Raw genomic sequence first — 18074 nt, 5'->3', positions numbered from 1 at the left:
ATTCCCGGCCGCCGCACGCGCCCGTCCCGAACCGTCCTCCGGAGCACTACACCATGACCCACGCCTACCTCTGCGACGCCATCCGCACCCCCTTCGGCCGCTACGGCGGCAGCCTGTCCGGCGTGCGCGCCGACGACCTCGGCGCCGTGCCGATCCGCGCCCTCATGGCGCGCAACCCGAGCGTGGACTGGGCCGCGCTCGACGACGTGATCTACGGCTGCGCCAACCAGGCCGGCGAGGACAACCGCAACGTCGGCCGCATGTCGGCCCTGCTCGCGGGCCTGCCGCCCGAGGTGCCGGGGACGACCGTCAACCGCCTTTGCGGATCGAGCCTCGACGCCACCGCAAGCGCCGCGCGCGCGATCAGGGCCGGCGAGGTCCAGCTCGTGATCGCCGGCGGCGTCGAGAGCATGAGCCGCGCGCCCTTCGTGATGGGCAAGGCGACCGAAGCCTTCTCGCGCAGCGCGAAGGTGGAAGACACGACCATCGGCTGGCGCTTCGTGAACCCGCTCATGAAGGCGATGCACGGCGTCGATTCGATGCCCGAGACGGCCGAGAACGTCGCCACCGACTTCGACGTCGCGCGCGCCGACCAGGACGCCTTCGCGCTGCGCAGCCAGCAGCGCGCGGCGGCGGCGCAGGCGGCCGGGCGACTGTCGCAGGAGATCACGCCGGTGACGATCGCCCAGAAGCGCGGCGATGCGCTCGTGGTGTCGGCCGACGAGCACCTGCGGCCCGAGACGACGCTCGCCGCGCTCGCGAAGCTCAAGGGCGTGGTGCGGCCCGACGGCACGGTCACGGCGGGCAATGCCTCGGGCGTGAACGACGGCGCGGCGGCGCTGCTGCTCGCGAGCGAGGCCGGCGCGGCGCGCCACGGACTGAAGCCGCGCGCGCGCATCGTCGCGTCGGCGGTCGCGGGCGTGGCGCCGCGCATCATGGGTTTCGGGCCGGCGCCGGCCATCACCAAGGTGCTGGCGCTGGCGAAGCTGCGGCTGGATCAGATCGACGTGATCGAGCTGAACGAGGCCTTCGCGGCGCAAGCGCTTGCAGTCACGCGCGCCCACGGCCTCGCCGACGACGATGCGCGCGTCAATCCCAACGGCGGCGCGATCGCGCTCGGCCATCCGCTCGGCGCGAGCGGCGCGCGGCTCGTGATCGCGGCGCTGCACGAGCTGGAGCGCACGGGTGGGCGCTATGGGCTGTGCACGATGTGCATCGGCGTCGGCCAGGGGATTGCGCTGGTGATCGAGCGGGTCTGAAGTCGCCCGGGCCGCGCGGCGCGGCGCGTGAGATCGCGTGCGCACCGCCCCCCGGACGAACGCGAGGCGATCGCTGCCGGGCGATTGTCGCCGGGTGTATGGCGGTCGTCGGTTGACGGGATTCTTCCGTGGCGCGTGTCGCGGTTCGACGGCGTCGGACGAGAGCAGCCGGAGCGAGGCAGGCCGGACGACGCGTCCTCGCCGGCCAAGGCCGGCCGCGCCACCGGCGTCTCGCCCAGTACCTCGTCAAAGTCGGCCGGCCTCAGCGGCAGCCCGGCAAGGAACTGACGGGTTGGGTCGGCGCCAGTGACGGCATCGTCGTCATGGACCTGAGCCGCAACGGCCGGAGCGACGGCTTCCACGAGACGATGTCGGAATACTTCCGCTGGCTGCGCCAGGTCGGCGATGACCTCGCGGTCAGCGTGATCGGCACCGGCGACCGGTCGACCTTCCAGAACCGGTATCCGGGCAGCCAGTACCGCGTCGAGGCGTTCGAGACGGTCGACGGCACCCGCCAGCTGCTCGCCTCGCAGGTGAACAACCTGGTCCAGGCCATGCCGGCCTTCACGCCACCGCCGTCGGGACAGACGACACTGTCACCGCGGCCCATCTGGCGAGCCTGCAGCCGGTGATTGCCGCGAACTGGCAGCCGGCATAGCAGAAGCCGGCCCGTGCGTTGCTGTCCACGGCAGCACCTGCGTGGGCATCGTGATGTCGGATGCTCGCGCAGGTAGGCCGGCGCCTCCGCCTGGACACGGCGACGGCGATCGCGCAGCTCAGACTCGGTGACGGCCTTGCGCCGATCGCCGGGGCCAGGGCTGCCACGCGCGGCAGCGGCGCGCGACTCACTGCCCGTCGGGCGGCTGGGGCGCGTCGGTGGAGGTGTCGGTCTCGCCCGTCAGCGGCGGGCAGTTGCAGCCCGGCAGCGGGTCGCCCCATTTTCCCTTGTGGCGCAGCGCGCAGATCATGCCGATCTCGCACCACTGCTGGTTTGCCGTGAATTCGGGCGGCGGCTGGATCTCGGCCGGCGCCGACGGCCGGGGATCGGCCACGTAGGTCTTGCGGCCCGAGGTGCAGCATGGGCTGGCCAGCTTCTGCGGCACGCGGCTCTTGAGATAGCAGCGCGGCGCGTCCTGCCGCGTGGCGGGCGCCACGTAGGTATAGGCGCGGCACTGGCCGTCGGTGAAGCAGGCGTCCGAGCACAGGCCCGGATCACGGCGCGGCAGCGGAAAGTTGCGATAGTCGCCACCGGGCCGGTCGGCGGCGCCCGCATCGCGCTCGATGCGGGTGCCGGCGTGGGCGGACAGCAGCGACAACGCGGTGACGGCCAGCATCGTGGTCAGCAAGCGCGGGACAAGGGATTTCATGCGGGAATCTCCATCGATCAAGGGGAACACGCGGAGGATGCGCGCGGGTGGCGGCGTTGTGGCGCGCCGCGCCGAGGCAAACCGGATCTCGCGGCCCCGCTTCGCTCCACCGGTATTCGAGCACCGCTACGCACGTGCTGCCTGGAAAACTGGCTCTCAGCCGCCCGCTGGCAGGACAAGCGCGCGCGAGACGATGCGCTCGCGCAGCCAGGCCATGCCCGGATCGCCATCACGGTAGCGGTGCCATTGCAGCAGCTCGACCAGCCGGGGCACCTCGAAATCGAGCGCCACGCCGCGCACCGGCCAGCGCGCCTCGACCTGGGCCGCCATGCGCGCATGCAGCGTGGCCACGCGCATCGAGCCGGCCACGAAGCGCGGCAGCTGGCTGAAGTTGTTGAGCACCACGGCCACGCCGGGCAGTGCGCCGTGCTCGCGCTCGAACCAGGCCTCGAACTGCGGCCGGCCCGCGTTGGCCATCTGCACGTGATGCAGGCGCCGGTACTCGTCCAGGCTCACGCGCGCGCCGATGTCGCTGCGCTCGCGCGCGACAATGAGCCGGTAGCCATCGTCGAACAGCCGCTGCGTCGCCTGCCCTTGCGCCGCGAAATGCTCGGGACTGATCACGAAATCGACATCGCCGTTGTCGAGCAGCGCGGCGGTCGCGTCGCTCGGCTGACGGAACTCGATCGTCACGCCGGGTGCAAGCGTGTGCACGTCGTCGATCACGTCGGCCATCAGCACCTCGATCACATAGTCCGACGCGACGATGCTGAAGCTGCGCCGCGCGCTCGCGGGATCGAAGGCCGGGCTGGTCGCGAGCATTGCGTCGAGCCGCTGCATCAGGTCGCCGACCTGCCCCGCGAGCGATTCGCCGAGCGGCGTCAGTTCCATGCGCCGGCCCACCGGCGTGATGAGCGGATCGCCGAAATGCTCGCGCAGCCGGGCGAGCATGCCGCTCATGGCCGGCTGGGTCACGTGCAATGCCTCGGCCGCGCGCGTCACGTTGCGCTCGGCGAGCAGCGCGCGCAGCGCCGTGAGCAGGTTGAGGTCGAGACGCTGGTAGCGCATGGCGGCGGCGGAAGTGCGGGGAGCGCGAGTGTAGGTGAGCGGGGCCGCCGGATCATGCGCGGCAAATGCCGCTTTGGGCCGCGCCGCGCGCGCTCATCGTCCGCCGCGCGCGGGCGGCTGGCGCCTTGCAGGCTTGTCACCGCGCCGCGTGCCGGTCTGCCCGCGCCCGGGTTTGCCCGAGGTATCTCGCGCCGTGATGCCCCGCATCGCCCGAAACGATTTTCCGTCGCGCGCGCCGCTTCCTAGCATCCGACCCCATTGCAACCAAGGTGCGCGGCAGCATGAAGAATCACGAGAATCCCCTGCGCGGCTGGACCGTCGACCGGTCGGCCATCCGCTACGTCGGCGAGGGCCTGCAACGGCCGGAATGCGTGCTGGCCGAGGCCGACGGCACGCTCTGGACCGCCGACGCGCGCGGCGTCATGCGCCTCGACGCCGACGGCGGCCAGACCCTCATCCGCCAGCAGGGCATCGCCGACCGCGAGCTGGACGCCGAATCGCTGATCCTCGGCGGCAGCCTGCCCAACGGCATCGCCTTCGACCGCGACGGCAGCATCGTCATCGCCAACTTCGGCACCGACGCGATCGAGCTGATGACGCGCGAGGGCGCGAGCCGCACGCTGTTCGACAGCATCGACGGCGTGCCACTCGGCAAGACCAACTTCGTGCTCACCGACTCGCGCGGGCGCATCTGGTTCACGGTCACGACGCGGCTCCAACCCTGGACGCGCTCGATCAACGAAAAGGCGCCCGACGGCTACGTGGGCCTCATCGACGAGCACGGCATCCGCATCGTCGCCCACGGCTTCGTCGGCACCAACGAGATCCGCCTCGACGCGAACGAGGAATGGCTCTACGTCGTCGAGTCGAACGCGCGCCGCATCTCGCGCCTGCGCGTCGCGCCCGACGGCACGTGCGGCGACCGCGAGGTGTTCGGCCCGGCCCAGCTGCCCGGCGTGCCCGACGGCTTCGCGTTCGACGCCTTCGGCAACCTGTGGATCACGCTGATCATGGCCGAGCGCCTGGTCGCGCTCACGCCCGACGGCGAGCTGCTCACGCTGCTCGACGACGGCATCCCGGCCGCCGTGGCCGAGTTCGATCGCCACTTCTTCGCCGGCACGATGACGCCCGACGTCATGGCCGCCTGCAAGGGCAGCGTCGCGCCGTGGATGGCCAGCATCACCTTCGGCGGACCGGACCTGCGCACCGTCCATCTCGGCAGCCTCATGGGCACGCGACTCGCGGTGTTCGAGTCGCCGGTGCCGGGCCTGCCGATGTCGCACTGGAAGCCCGCCGCCTGACGCACCGGGGCCTCGCCCGCGCCCGGCCAAGCGCGGCGCCCGCCGCCAACAGCGCGCCGACCCGGCCGAGGCCCGCGTCCGTCGCCGACGGCTGGCGCCGAAGCTTCCAGCAACACGACTGCGTCACCATCCGCGCCCGCGCGCACCAGGCCGGCGGCGCGGGCGGAACCGGCGAAGACCGGTCCGACCCACCATTCCCGTTCCCGGAGGAGACACTCCATGCACAGCCCGACCCTCGCGTCGGCGGCGAGCGCACACGCGCCCGCCGCCCTCGCCCGCAAGCCCGGCATCGTCCAGGCCCTTCTGCTGCTCGTCACGAGCAGCCTCAGCGTGCTCGTCACCGCCATCCTCGGGCCAAGCCTGCCGGCGATGCAGGCCGAGTACGCGAGCGTTCCCGGCGCCGACTTCCTCGTGCCGCTCACGATGACCGCGCCGCTGCTCATGATGGCCGGCCTGTGCGTGCTGGCCGGCGAGCTGGCCGATCGCGTCGGCCGCAAGCGGCTGCTGGTGGGCGCGGCGCTGCTCTACGCCGGGGTCGGCACGATGCCGCTGTGGCTCGGCTCGCTGCACGCGATCATCGTCAGCCGCTTCTGCCTCGGGCTGCTGGAGGCAGTGCTGTTCACCGTGAGCACCGTGATGATCGGCGACTACTTCGACGGCGCGCGCCGCGAGCGGCTGATGTCGCTCCAGACCACGGTGTCGGCCACCTCGGCCTTCCTGTTCAACGGCCTCGGCGGCGTGATCGCCGAGCACGGCTGGCGCGCGCCCTATGCGGTCTTCGGCGTGAGCCTGCTGCTCGCGCCGCTGATGGCGCTCTGCCTGTGGGAGCCGCCCGGCCGCGCCGGCATGTCGAGCGAGCAGGTGCGCGCCGATTCGCGCGGCTTCCGCCCGGTACTGCTCGCGTTCAACTGCCTGCTGGCGGGCGCGCTGGGGATCATGTTCCTGACGGTGCCGGTGCATTTCGGCTTCCTGCACGAGGCCATCGGCGTGAAGTCGCCCGCCCGGATCGGGCTGGCCTATGCGCTCAACAGCCTCGGCGTCGTGAGCGGCACGCTGCTGTTCGGCTGGGTGCTCGCGCCGCGCCTGACGGTGGCCGCGCAACTCGCGCTTGGCTGCGTCATCGCGGGCGCCGGCTTCGTGCTGATGCGCCAGGCGCACGACTTCGGGCTGCTCGCCTGCGCCGGCCTGCTCAACGGCCTGGGCGCCGGCATGCTGCTGCCCTCGCTCGTGACCTGGAACATGCGCATGCTGCCGCTGTCGCGGCGCGGCCTCGGCACCGGCGCCTTCCAGTCGGCGTTCAGCTTCGGGATGTTCGTGAACCCGCTGCTCGTGGTCGGCCTGGAGCACGGCCTCGCGGTGACGCGCGCCGAAGTGATCGGCCTGATCGGCGTGGCGATGCTGGCACTCGCGGCGCTGGCCTCGACCCAAGGGCTGCGCGCACCGAAGGCCGCCTGAGCCGCCGACGCTTCACCCGGCGCGGCCGCCACGGGCCGCGCCCCGCTTCCCCTGGTTGCTGGCGCCCTCGTCGCCAGACCTCAAGGACCCGGCGCCGCATTCACGCCGGGTCCGCTTTTTCTTGAGCGCCGCCCGGCACGCTGAAAACGCTTGCATCGCCCGCGATCGACAGCCCGGCGACTCTTGCCCGGGCGGGCGACGGCCGGGCGGGCGACGGCCGGGCGCGCTCACCGCCCCGCTCAGACCACCTGTTCCGCCACCGCGAGGATGCGTTCGCGCAGCCAGCAATGGTCGGGCGCATGGTCGAGCAGCCGGTTCCATTGCAGCACCAGCTTGAGCACCGGCATCTCGAAGGGCGCCGGCAGCACGCGGATCGGCAGCAGCCGCGCGTACATGCGCGCAAGCCGCGTATGCATCGTCGCGATGCGCTGGGTGCCGACCACCAGCAGCGGCAGCGCGTTGAAGCTGCTCGCCGTCACGACCACGTTGCGCTGCACGCCGTGCGTCGCCATGAACCAGCTCTCGAAGGTGGCGACGCGCTGGTCACCGAACTGCGCCGCCACGTGCCGCGCCCGCATGTAGTGGTCGAAATCCATCTGCCCGCCCTTGAGGTGATGGCCGGTCCAGACCACGCAGGAATAGGTCTCCTCCATGAGCTGGAGGCGCGGATGGTCGGGCGAGGCGTTGCGCTCGGGGTAGATCGCGAAGTCCACATCGCCGCGCTCCAGCCGTTCGACCGAGCTGTCACCGAGGCCGACGATGTCCACCACGATCCCCGGCGCCTCGGCTTCGAGCGCCTGCACCAGCGGCGTGAGCAGCACGGTGGTCGCGTAGTCGGAGGCGTTGAACACGAAGCGCCGCCGCGCCGTGGCCGGGTCGAAGCGCTTGCCCGAGGCCAGCGTCGCATGCGAACGCAGGATCACGTCGCGCACCGGCTCGCGCAGGCTTTGCGCCAGCGGCGTGAGTTCCATTCGCCGGCCCACCTGCACCAGCAATTCATCGCCGAAATGTTCGCGCAATCTTCCGAGCGCGCTGCTCGTGGCCGATGCGCCGATATGCAGCCTTTCGGCCGCGCGGGTAATGCTGCGCGTATCGAGAAGCGCGTCGAGCGTGACGAATAGATTGAGGTCGAAGTGGCCAAGTCGCATTTGGCCATTATGGCATGCCCTAGATCATTTGATGCTGTCAAATCATCGCTTCGATACCTTCTTATTTGCCGTCGGATAACTCGCATCTAGAATTGCGACAAATCAAGGACCAGCCCTCCCCGCGAAAGGCCGATTCCCTCCGCGATTCCACCCAGGCGGATTGAACGGCCTCCCGCGCCAGCCGCTTTCGGCCGAATGATCCGGCTACCGCGGCTGCCGCCCCTCCAGAAACCGACCTGTTTTCGATTCGTGCCGATTCGGCGCGAGGGGAAAGGCTTGCCTGAATTTTCAATCGCCAAAGAGCGATGAATCCGACGCGAGAGGAGACCTTGAAATGAATCAGAATACGGGCCGGCATTCCCGCCGGCATCTTCCGCCTGCCCTGACCCGCCTGCTGGCGCGGGCCGGCGTGCTGGGTTTCGGTGCGCTCGTTGCCCAATCGGCGGGTGCCTTCGAATTCGATACCGGCAATCCCGATCTCAGAATCCTCTGGGATACGACGCTCAAGTACAGCACGGGCTTCCGCACGAGTGGCCGCTCCGATTCAATCATCGGCGGCCCCAATTACGACACGAGCTCGGCCAACTACTTCCCCAATACCGACGACGGCAGTCGCAATTTCAAGCGCGGACTGGTTTCCAATCGCCTCGACGCGTTTACCGAGTTCGATGTCAATTACCGTGGCGTCGGCGCGCGGGTATCGGGCGCGGGCTGGTACGACTCGGTCTATCGGCGCGACGGCAATGCCAATGATTCGCCCTCCACCGCCAATCCGGTATCGGTGCCGTCCAACCAGTTCACGGCCGACACGGCACGCCTGCACGGTGCCTATGCCGAGGTGCTCGACGCCTTCGTGTCCGGCAGGACCACGCTCGGCGACATGCCCGCGACCCTGCGCGTCGGCAAGCACACGGTGCTCTACGGCGAGAGCTTCATGCTCGGCGGCAACGGCATCGCCGCCGCGCAGGCGCCGATCGACGTCATCAAGGCCGCCTCGGTGCCGAACGCCCAGTTCAAGGAGTTCATGCTCCCGGTCAACCAGGTATCGGGCCAGCTCCAGATCACGCCCGACGTGATGGTCGGCGCCTACTACCTGCTCGACTGGCGCAGCGACCGCCTGCCGGCCTCGGGCAGCTACTACTCGTTCATGGATGCCCTCGGCACCGGCGGCGAGCGGCTCATCGTCGGCTCGTCGCCGGCGGGCAATGTCGGCTTCCTGCGCCAGGGCGACATGGCCGCCAAGCGCAGCGGCCAGGGCGGCATCCAGCTGCGCTTCCACGCGGGCGAGGTGGACTACGGCCTCTACGCCGTGCGCTGGAACGACCACGGCCCCTCGGGCCTCTACCTGCACCCCTACGCGACGCCCGTGGCGGACGCGAGCGGCCTCCAGGTCGGCACCTACCAGTGGGTGTTCCACGAAGGGATCCGGGCCTACGGCGCGAGCTTCAGCACGACGCTCGACAACGTGAACCTCGCGGGCGAGGTCTCGCTGCGCGACAACACGCCGCTCGACAGCGACGCCCAGACCGACACCGTCGGCGCCAACAACAGCAACAACCCGCTCTACGCCGTCGGCAAGTCGGCGCATGCGCAGACGAGCTGGATCGCAAGCCTCGGCCCCAGCTTCATTTCGCGCGAGGCGGATTTCGTCGGCGAAATCGGCTTCAACCGCCGACTCTCGATCAGCAGGAACGCCGCCGCGCTCAACCCGAATGCCACGCGCGATTCGGCCAATGTGCGGATGGTGTACGAACCCAAATACCGTCAGGTGTCGCCGGGCGTGGATGTAAGCGTGCCGATCGGCGTGGGTTACGGCCTTTATGGCAATTCGTCGGTTACCGGCTCGTTTCTCGGCCAGGGCGTCGGCGACGTGAGCCTCGGCCTGAATGGCTCCTATCTCGATGTCTGGCGTTTCGGCCTGAACTGGACCCATTACTTCGGCCCGAGCGCACCCTTCATTCAATACGGACACCGGACTTTCGCGCAGCAATACGCCGACCGCGATTACCTGTCCTTCAACGTCCGTCGCACCTTCTGATTCCGAGGAGTTTCCCGTGCCGAAACTGAAGACGATTCCGCTCGCCCTTGCCCTGCTGGCAATCGGTGCGAGCCACGCCACTTTCGCAGCCGTTTCCCCGGAGGAAGCCGCGAAGCTCAAGAGCGAACTCACGCCTTTCGGCGCCGAACGGGCCGGCAATGCCGACGGCAGCATTCCCGCGTGGAATGGCGGCTATACCACGCCGATCGCCGGCTTCACCAATGGCGGCAAGCGTCCGGACCCGTTTTCGGCCGACAAGATGCTTTACCAGATCACGGCAAGAAACGTCGATCAATACGCCGACCGCCTGAGTGAAGGCGTGAAGGCGATGCTGAAGAAGTATCCCGACAGTTTCCGGGTGGACGTGTATCCGTCGCGCCGCACCGCCGCCGCGCCGCAATGGGTCTATGACAACACCGCGAAGAACGCGGTGCGCGCTGAAATCCGCAACAACATCCCCGTCAATGCCTATGGGGGAATTCCCTTCCCGATTCCCAAATCGGGGTCGGAAGCGATCTGGAATCACCTGCTGCGCTGGCGCGGCGAGGCCTGGCATGCGGCCGTCAAGGGCGTGCAGGTGACGGCCGACGGCAGGCAGGTCGTCACCGCGATCGCGTCGGGCGACTTCCAGATGCCCTACTACTTCAGGGACGGCAGCCCCGAGAAGTTCGACGGCCAGTTCTGGAGCATCCGCCTCATCAACTCCGGCCCGCCGATGCGCGCCGGCGAGGGCATCGTCGGCCGCCAGAACCTCGACGGCGACAGGACCCAGGTCTGGACCTACATCACCGGCCAGCGCCGCGTGCGCAAGGTGCCGAACGCGTGCTGCGACACCCCCACGCCCGCGAGCGCCGGCGTCTCGACCTTCGACCAGACCGACGTGTTCGACGGCCGCATCGACCGCTTCGACTGGAAGCTCGTCGGCAAGAAGGAGATGCTGATCCCCTACAACGGGAACAAGCTGCTCGCCACGCCCGAGGCCCAGGCCATCGGCAAGCACCACATCGACCCGTCGGCGATGCGCTGGGAACTGCACCGCGTCTGGGTGCTGGAAGCGACCGTTGCGCCCGGCAAGCGTCATCTCGCGTCGAAGCGCCGCTACTACCTCGACGAGGACACCTGGATCGCCGTGCTCGCCGACCACTGGGACGCGAACGGCCAGCTCTGGCAGATGGGCTTCAGCAACCCCGTGGTGATGCCCGACCTGCCCGCGACCACCTCGCCGCAGCAGTTCGGCTTCTACGACCTGATCTCGGGCGCCTGGTACTACGACTCGGCGCTCAACGACGCGCCCGAGCAGTACAAGGTGATGCCGCGCTACCCCGACACGACCTTCACGCCCGAGGCGCTGACGGGCGAGTCGATCCGCTGAGCGCATGGCCATGGCGACGACTCGTTTCCTTTCCGGCGCCGCGCGCGGCCTGCAAACGCTTGCAGACCCGACGCCGATGCTGGCCGCCGCGATGCTGGCCACCGGCATCGCGGGCGGCCTGCTCGCGGCCTCGGTCGCGCTGGCCGCGCCCGGCGCCGCGCCGCTGGCCGAGCCGCTCCAGCGCCCGGCCGCCGTGCTGCGCGATCCGGCGCGCGCCGCGCTCGCCGGGCTGGCCCGGGCCGGCACGCGTCTCGTCGCCGTGGGCGAGCGCGGCGTCGTGCTGCTGTCGGACGACGGCGGCCGCCAATGGCGCCAGGCCGCCTCGGTGCCGGTGAGCACCGGCCTGACGGCGGTGCAGTTCATCGATGGTCGCAGCGGCTGGGCCACCGGCCACGGCGGCGTCGTGCTCCATACCGACGATGCCGGCGAGCACTGGCAGCTCCAGCTCGACGGCCGCGCCGCCGCCCGACTCGTGCTGGCCGAGGCAAAGGCCGGCGGCGACGAACGCGCCATCGCCGACGCCGAGCGCCTCGTATCGGAGGGCGCCGACAAGCCGCTGCTCGCGCTGCACTTCGCCGACGCACGGCGCGGCTACGTCGCCGGCGCCTTCGGCCTTTTCCTGGAAACCCGTGACGGCGGCCGCAGCTGGCAATCCGTCGCCGGCCGGCTGGACAACCCGAAGGCCGCGCATCTGTACGCGCTGCACGCCGAGGGCGAGCAGTGCTGGATCGCGGGCGAACAGGGCCTGCTGCTGCATTCAGCCGACGGCGGCGCGCACTTCGCGCGCATCGCCACACCCTATGCCGGCAGCTGGTTCGCGATGACGCGCGACGCCGCCGGCGCCTGGATCGTCGCGGGCCTGCGCGGCAACGCCTGGCGCAGCACCGACGCCGGCGCGAGCTGGCATCGGCTCGACGGCGGCGGCGCGGCCGGCATCACCGACGCGCTGCGCGACGCGGCCGGCGACACCTGGCTGCTCGACCAGGCCGGCCAGCTGCTCGCGGTGGACGGCGGCGCGCTGCGCCCGGCCGTCGCCACGCCGGCCCAGCAGCCGGCCGCCCTGCTGCACCTCGACGACGGCGCCTGGCTCGTCGCCGGCTGGAACGGCATCACCCGCGTCGCCCCCACGGGCACCTCCACCGGCCGCTGACCATGAAAGCTCCCCACCCCCTCACGCTCACGCACGACGACCGGCAATTCGACCGGCAGTCCGGCTCGCTCATCGAGCGCGCGCTGTTCAACCACCGGCCGATCGTGCTGCTGCTCTGCCTGCTGGTCACGCTCATGCTCGGCTTCCAGGCCACCAAGCTCCAGCTCAACGCGAGCTACGAGAAGACGCTGCCCCACGGCCATCCCTACATCGCCAACTGGATGGCCCATCAGGGCGACCTGCGCGGCCTCGGCAACGCGGTGCGCATCGCGGTCGAGAACCCGTCGGGCGACATCTACGACGCGGTCTATCTCGACACGCTGCGCGCACTCAGCGACCAGGTCTTCCTGCTGCCCGGCGTCGATCGCGCGGCGATGAAGTCGCTCTGGACGCCGACCATGCGCTGGACCGGCGTGACCGAGGAAGGCCTCGAAGGCGGCCCGGTCATCCCGGACGGCTACGACGGCTCGCCCGCCAGCCTCGACGCGCTGCGCCTGAACGTGCAGCGCTCGGGCGAGATCGGCCAGATCGTCGCTCAGGACGCGCGCTCCAGCGTCATCTTCGTGCCGCTGCTCGACCATGGCGCCGACGGCCGCCCGCTCGACTACGTGCGCCTGTCGGAAGACTTCGAGCGCCTGCGCGCCGAGTTCGACGGCCGGGGCGTCAAGCTGCACATCACCGGCTTCGCCAAGATCGTCGGCGACCTCATCGAGGGGCTGCGCCAGGTACTGGTGTTCTTCGCGGTGGCGATCGTGATCGCCGGGGCGATGGTCTATGCCTACACCCGCTGCCTGCGCTCGACGCTGCTGGTCGTGTTCGCGTCGCTGGTGGCGGTGGTGTGGCAGCTCGGCCTGCTGCCGACGCTGGGCTTCGCGCTCGACCCGTACTCGATGCTCGTGCCCTTCCTCGTGTTCGCCATCGGCATGAGCCACGGCGCGCAGAAGATGAACGGGATCATGCAGGACATCGGCCGGGGCGTGCCCAAGTGGATTGCCGCGCGCTACACCTTCCGGCGCCTGTTCCTCGCGGGGCTGACGGCGCTGCTGGCCGATGCCGTGGGCTTCGCGGTGCTGCTGGCGATCGACATCCGCGTGATCCAGGAGCTGGCGATCGCCGCGAGCCTCGGCGTCGGCGTGCTGATCTTCACCAACCTGATCCTGCTGCCGATCCTGCTCAGCTACACCGGCGTGAACGCGACGGCGGCCGAGCGCAGCCTGCGCGCCGAGCAGGGCTTCGTCGGCGACGACGGTCACGAGCGCACGACGGTGTGGCAGGCGCTCGAAGGCTTCACCACGCGCCGCCGCGCGCTGCCAGTGATCGCCGTCGCGCTGCTGCTCGCGGTGGGGGGCTACCTGACGAGCCGCCATCTCGCGATCGGCGACCTCGATCCCGGCGCCCCCGAGCTGCGCGCCGACAGCCGCTACAACCGCGATGTCGGCTTCATCAACGCCCACTACGGCGCGAGCAGCGACGTGTTCGCGGTGATGGTGACCACGCCCGAGGGCGCCTGCGCCGACTGGGCCACGCTCATGAAGGTGGACGCGCTCGAATGGCGTCTCGGCCAGCTGCCCGGCGTCGAGGCCACCAATTCGCTCGCCCGGCTCAACCGGCTCGCGCTGTCGGGCCTGAACGAAGGCCACCCCAAGTGGGCCGAGCTGATCCCCAACCAGGCCATGCTCAACATGGTCACCGGCAACGCGCCGCGCGGTCTCTACAACGAGACGTGCAGCCTGCTGACCGTGAGCGCCTTCCTGTCCGACCACAAGGCGGCCACGCTCGACGGTCTGGTGGGGAGCGTCGAGGGCTTCGCGGCCGACAACGACGGCGACGGCGCGCGCTTCCTGCTCGCGGCCGGCTCGGCCGGCGTCGAGGCCGCGACCAACATCGTGGTGCGCGAGGCCTGGCACACGATGCTCGGCCTGGTGTACGCGGCGGTGATCGTGCTGGCCTTCATCACCTTCCGTTCGTGGCGCGCGGTGGTCGTGGCGGTGCTGCCGCTGATGCTGACCTCGGTGCTGGCCGAGGCGCTCATGGTGTGGCTCGGCATGGGCGTGAAGGTGGCGACGCTGCCGGTCATCGCGCTCGGCGTGGGCATCGGCGTGGACTACGCGCTCTACATCCTGAGCGTGATGCTCGGCCAGCTGCGCGAAGGCCAGACCCTCGGCGCGAGCTACCGCATCGCCCTGCACTTCACGGGTCGCGTCGTGATGCTGACCGGCCTCACGCTGGCCGTGGGCGTCGCGACCTGGGTCGCGAGCCCCATCAAGTTCCAGGCCGACATGGGCTTGCTGCTGGCCTTCATGTTTCTCTGGAACATGCTCGGCGCGCTCGTCCTCCTGCCCGCCCTCTCTTGCTGGCTGCTGCGCCCGATGGAGCGCGCGACCGCCGGCAACACCGAGAACGCCAACGGCGCGAACAAGCCGGGGCACGACCCCGCGCTCGCCTGATCGGCGTCCACCCCAAGACCACCCCGACAAAAAGGAGAGGGAGACATGCATCCGAAGACGCAACTCGCCAGGCTCATCGCGCTCGCCCTGGCACCCGCCATCGCGATCACGCTGGCCGACACCGCCGCGGCCCAGACCGCGACCGCCCAGGCCCTGCCGACGGCACCCACGCTGCTGCCGTCGCTGACGGTGGCCGGCGGCACCACGAAGACCATCGACACGACCACGAAGCTCCAGCAGCTCAAGCTGGGCAGCGGCGCCGCGCTGGTGGCGCCGGCCGGCAAGAGCCTCACCCTCACGGTCGGAGGCATCGGCCTGCCGATCAAGGCCGGCACCTACTGCTGCGACGTGGTGCTGACCGTGACCGACAACATCGACGTGAGCTACAGCAGCGGCTCGCCCGGTGGCGCGTCGGAAACGCTCAATCATGTGCTGCGCACCGGCGTGTACATCGACAACGGCGCCCGCGTGGCGAGCAAGTCGGTCGCCGCCATCGTGTCGGAAGGCACGGTGAGCAACAGCGCCGCCAAGGGCGTGTACATCGAGTCGCGCGAGCCGAAGTTCAACGGCTTCATCGTGACCGGGCTGTCGAACTACACGATCACCGATCCGACCATCCTGCTGTACGGCAACGGCGGCAACGACTTCGTGGGCTTCGGCGCCGGCATCAAGGCCGACGGCTACGCGAAGGTGAAGGTGGACGGCGCCTACATCTATGCCAAGGGCGCGATCCGCACCGCCATGTTCGCGGGCGGCAACAGCACGCTCGACGTGAACAACTCCTTCATCGACGTGCGCAACGGCACGCTGCCGTCGGACTACAGCTTCACCGTGGCGACCGGCAAGCTCATGGAAGTGCCCTGGGTGCTCGGCCTCGCGGGCAACAACCGCGCGACCAACCTCGTGGGCAGCGCGACGGCCACCTACACCGCCAGCCGCATCCGTGCGCAGGGCTGGGGGGCGCTGTCGACCGACGACACGACCAAGGTCCGCCTCAAGGCCAAGGACAGCCGCATCGAGGTGACGCAGAGCGGCTACGGCGCCTACTCCATCGGCGACAGCGTCGACACCTTCGACAACTGCCGCATCAACGTGGCCGACATGGCGCTGATCATGGCCAACGGCGCGGCGTCGGGCACCTTCACCAACGGCACGGTCGTCAACTCCGGCCGCTTCGGCGTGATGATGCACAGCAACTCGGGCGGCACGCTGATCGTCAACAAGGGCAGCGTCATCAACTCGAAGGAAGCGTCGATCCAGCTCAAGAGCAGCAGCCCGACGATCATCGTCAACAAGGCCAGGCTCGTGCCGGCGAACGGCCTGCTGATCCAGGCCGTCGTCAACGACGATCCCTACATGACCGAGCTGGGCTTCCCGGCCTCGGGGTCGGAGGTGAACGCGACCTTCCGCGACACCAGCCTCGTGGGCGACATCGTCAACGGCAACACCGTCGCGGCCGGCGTCACCACGCGCCTCTACAACACCCGCCTGCTCGGCGCGATCACCCAGGCCACCACGACGCACCAGACGGCCGACGACGGCACCGCGCTCAGCATGGCCCATCCCGAGCTGTACAAGCTCGTGGGCGCCTTCACGCACAGCTATGCCTCGACCGGCAGCAGCTTCCCGGTGGACGTGACGCTCGGCGGCAGTTCGGAGTGGATCGTCAACAGGACGTCCTACCTTACGAAGCTCACGATCGGTGCCAACGCCTCGGTGGTCGCGGCCTCGGGCAAGACGCTGACGATGACGGTCGACGGCGTGAACACGTCGATCGTGCCGGGCCGCGCGTACAGCGGCGCCATCGTGCTGACCGTGTCGTGACCCGACGGGCCGGAGAGCGACGATGAACCGCCCACCGCAGCCGCGCCGGCTCGCCGCCGCGCTCGCCCTGGCGTTCGCGCTGCCCTTCGGGGCGGCGCGGGCCGAGGCGGTCGCGGCGCCCGATGCCGCCGCCGCGACCGCGACCACGCCCGCCGTGATCGCCGCCGCGCCGGTCGCCGGCACGGCCACGGGCCAGGACGGCTCCGCGCTGTCCGCCACGACGGCGGTGCTGCGCGTCGGCGAGTCGCCTGTGCTCTGGCCCGAATGCCTGTTCTGGATGCGGCAGTTCGTCCAAGCGCATGCAGTTGCCGACGACGACGTGCTGGCCCCGCCGCCCGCGCTGCCCGCCGCCGCCGACCTGCTCGCGGCCGCCGAGCACCAGGCGCGCCGCGTGCGCGCGATCGAGGCCGAGGCGGCCGCCGCCGGCATCACGATCACCGCCGATGACGAAGTCGCCTTCGCGCGCCGCCGCGACGCGGCGATCCGCCAGTACGGCGGCCTAGGCGAGTACCTGCGCATCGTCGCCCGCATGTACGTGTCGGAAGACGTGCTCGATCGCCTCGGCCGGCTCGACCTGCTCGGCGAGCGGCTGTTCGCCGCGCGCTATGGCGAGGACGGCGAAGTGCTGTCCGATGCCGAGGTGCTGGCCTGGGCCGAGGCGCAAGGGCTCGTGCGCCTGCGTTACCTGCGCCTTGCGGCGCGCGACGCCGACGGCCGTCCGCTCGCGCCCGCCGCGCGCGAGGTCCGGCGCCGCCGCCTCGACGCCTGGCGCGCCGACCTTGCCCGCGTCGCCGATCCGGCCGCGCGCGACGCCGCCTTCGCCCGCCTCGTCGCACGCCACGGCGACGACGACGCGATGCGCCGCGCGCCCGAGGGCCGCGTCGCGCCGGCCGCCGCGCTGCCCGCGCCGCTGCGGACCATCGACAGCGCCGCCCCCGTGCTCGTGCGCGGCGCCGATGCCGACTGGCTCGTGCAGCGCCTGCCGCTCGCGCCCGGCCACCACCTCGACGCCGGCGGCCCGAGCCTGCGCCGTGCCGCCGCCCACGCGCGCTTCATCGCCGCGATCGACGCTCGCGCCGCGGCGCTCGACGTGATGCGTACCGACGCCTGGGCGCGCATCGACGCAGATCGTGTGCGCACCCTCGCCGCCGCCGATTTCCTCCCCCAGCCCCACGACCCGACGCCATGACCGAATCCATCACCTGCGCCGTCGGCCCGCTGCGACCGCACCACTTCGGCATCAGCGTGCCCGACCTCGACGCCGCCCTCGCCTGGTACGAGCGCATGCTCGGCTTCACGCTCGAGAAGCGCCTGTACGTCGACGCGATCCCGGCCCACATCGCCTTCGCGCGCCGGGGCGACTTCCGGCTGGAGATCTTCGAGGTGCGCGGCGCCGCGCCGCTGCCGGCCGACCGCCGCCTGCCCAACCTCGACCTGCGCACCCACGGCAACAAGCACCTGTGCTTCGAGGTGCCCGACGTGCCCGCGGCCGTCGCCGCGCTGCGCGCCGCCGGCGCCGACATCGCCTTCGAGCTCGACGTCGAGAACAACCCGACCGCCTTCGTGCGCGACTGCGCCGGGAACCTCATCGAATTCCTCCAACCCTTCGCCTCCGACCGGCGCCGCGCCGCCTGAGGCCCATCCC

Annotated in this window: 14 protein-coding genes; 11 read left to right on the top strand and 3 right to left on the bottom strand. The window is 70.5% G+C overall.

The annotated features are described in order from the left end of the window. The first annotated feature begins 53 nt into the window (after positions 1-53). Positions 54-1259, top strand: coding sequence for a 3-oxoadipyl-CoA thiolase (gene pcaF, locus H566_RS0112785; RefSeq protein ID WP_028311754.1), 1206 nt, complete (start codon positions 54-56; stop codon positions 1257-1259). A gap of 323 nt (positions 1260-1582) precedes the next feature. Next, positions 1583-1891 carry a calcium-binding protein gene (locus H566_RS0112780; protein ID WP_028311753.1) on the top strand — a complete coding sequence of 103 codons (309 nt, stop codon included), beginning with the start codon at positions 1583-1585 and terminating at the stop codon, positions 1889-1891. 213 nt (positions 1892-2104) lie between these two features. Here H566_RS0112780 and H566_RS27505 read toward each other — a convergent pair whose 3' ends face one another. Next, a complete protein-coding gene (locus tag H566_RS27505; protein ID WP_084545050.1) occupies positions 2105-2626 on the bottom strand; it encodes a PAN domain-containing protein in 522 nt (173 codons plus the stop codon). A gap of 156 nt (positions 2627-2782) precedes the next feature. Beyond that, the gene (locus H566_RS0112770; RefSeq protein ID WP_028311752.1) at positions 2783-3694 is read right to left on the bottom strand and encodes a LysR family transcriptional regulator; all 912 of its coding nucleotides are present in this window, start codon (positions 3692-3694) and stop codon (positions 2783-2785) included. Between the two features lie 281 nt (positions 3695-3975). On the opposite strand from H566_RS0112770, the gene H566_RS0112765 reads away from it, so the two are divergent. Together H566_RS0112765 and H566_RS0112760 are read left to right on the top strand one after the other, a co-directional pair. After that, a complete protein-coding gene (locus tag H566_RS0112765; protein WP_028311751.1) occupies positions 3976-4995 on the top strand; it encodes an SMP-30/gluconolactonase/LRE family protein in 1020 nt (339 codons plus the stop codon). Positions 4996-5214: 219 nt separating this feature from the next. After that, positions 5215-6450, top strand: coding sequence for an MFS transporter (locus H566_RS0112760; RefSeq protein ID WP_084545049.1), 1236 nt, complete (start codon positions 5215-5217; stop codon positions 6448-6450). 239 nt (positions 6451-6689) lie between these two features. On the opposite strand, the gene H566_RS0112755 is transcribed toward H566_RS0112760, so the two are convergent. Beyond that, complete coding sequence (locus tag H566_RS0112755) at positions 6690-7598, bottom strand: LysR family transcriptional regulator (RefSeq protein ID WP_028311749.1); 909 nt, start codon at positions 7596-7598, stop codon at positions 6690-6692. Positions 7599-7932: 334 nt separating this feature from the next. On the opposite strand from H566_RS0112755, the gene H566_RS0112750 reads away from it, so the two are divergent. Genes H566_RS0112750 through H566_RS0112720 form a run of 7 tightly spaced genes read left to right on the top strand, consistent with a single transcriptional unit; the run spans position 7933 to position 18064 of the window. Further along, positions 7933-9636: a DUF1302 domain-containing protein gene (locus H566_RS0112750; RefSeq protein WP_028311748.1), complete on the top strand. Its 1704-nt coding sequence runs from the start codon at positions 7933-7935 to the stop codon at positions 9634-9636. Between the two features lie 16 nt (positions 9637-9652). Beyond that, positions 9653-11008, top strand: coding sequence for a DUF1329 domain-containing protein (locus H566_RS0112745; RefSeq protein WP_028311747.1), 1356 nt, complete (start codon positions 9653-9655; stop codon positions 11006-11008). A 10-nt stretch (positions 11009-11018) separates the two neighbouring features. Beyond that, positions 11019-12158, top strand: coding sequence for a WD40/YVTN/BNR-like repeat-containing protein (locus H566_RS0112740; protein WP_211238084.1), 1140 nt, complete (start codon positions 11019-11021; stop codon positions 12156-12158). A 2-nt stretch (positions 12159-12160) separates the two neighbouring features. Beyond that, on the top strand, positions 12161-14605 hold the full coding sequence (locus tag H566_RS24835) for an efflux RND transporter permease subunit (RefSeq protein WP_051378701.1): 2445 nt from the start codon (positions 12161-12163) through the stop codon (positions 14603-14605). Between the two features lie 45 nt (positions 14606-14650). Continuing rightward, positions 14651-16429, top strand: a complete 1779-nt coding sequence (locus tag H566_RS0112730; RefSeq protein ID WP_028311745.1) for a right-handed parallel beta-helix repeat-containing protein — start codon at positions 14651-14653, stop codon at positions 16427-16429. Positions 16430-16451: 22 nt separating this feature from the next. Next, complete coding sequence (locus H566_RS0112725) at positions 16452-17618, top strand: hypothetical protein (RefSeq protein WP_028311744.1); 1167 nt, start codon at positions 16452-16454, stop codon at positions 17616-17618. Next, positions 17615-18064 (top strand): VOC family protein, encoded by a 450-nt coding sequence (locus tag H566_RS0112720; RefSeq protein WP_034411529.1) that lies wholly within the window; start codon positions 17615-17617, stop codon positions 18062-18064. The genes H566_RS0112725 and H566_RS0112720 overlap by 4 nt, the downstream gene beginning before the upstream one ends. Positions 18065-18074 lie beyond the last annotated feature (10 nt).

Source organism: Derxia gummosa DSM 723, from assembly GCF_000482785.1.
Classification (GTDB): domain Bacteria; phylum Pseudomonadota; class Gammaproteobacteria; order Burkholderiales; family Burkholderiaceae_E; genus Derxia; species Derxia gummosa.
This window is presented reverse-complemented; position numbering and strand designations above follow the sequence as displayed.